The organism is Streptomyces sp. SID12501 (genome assembly GCF_010550245.1).
Taxonomy (GTDB): domain Bacteria; phylum Actinomycetota; class Actinomycetes; order Streptomycetales; family Streptomycetaceae; genus Streptomyces.
This window is the reverse complement of sequence record NZ_JAAGLU010000445.1, coordinates 1-506: the sequence shown is the minus strand read 5'-3', so window position 1 is coordinate 506 and position 506 is coordinate 1. Positions and strand designations below refer to the sequence as shown.

The window sequence follows — 506 nt, the reverse complement described above, 5'->3', positions numbered from 1 at the left end:
ACGTGGCGGTACGCCTTGAGCTCCTTGTCCGCCCACGTCAGCGACGTCACGAGGTCGCTCACGTACACCTGTACGACCTCGTGCGACGGGCGCGTGCCCGTGTTCGTCACCGTGACCCGGGCGCGCACCACGTCGTCCCGGCCCAGCACCGGCTCGGCGACCGTGAGGTCGGAGTACTCGACCGTCGAGTACGACAGGCCCTCGCCGAACGCGAACGCCGGGTCCTGCGTGAGGTCGGCGTACCGGTTGCCGTGCTGGCCGCGCAGCTGGTTGTAGTACACCGGCTGCTGGCCGACGTGCCGCGGGAACGTCACCGGCAGGCGGCCGGCCGGGTCGATCGTGCCGAGCAGCAGCTCGGCGATCGCCCGCCCGCCGCGCATGCCGGGGTTCGCGGCCCACACGATCGCGTCGGCCGCCAGCGCCGAGTCCGGCAGCACGAGCGGCTTGGACGCGATGACGACGACCGTCATGGGCGTGCCGGTGGCCGGGAGCGCGTCGAGCATCGC

General features: G+C 72.7%; 1 protein-coding gene. It reads right to left on the bottom strand.

The features are described from left to right. Positions 1-506, bottom strand: a 506-nt coding sequence (locus G3I71_RS46690) for a glycoside hydrolase family 3 C-terminal domain-containing protein (RefSeq protein ID WP_203733111.1), incomplete at both ends; no start/stop codon positions are given.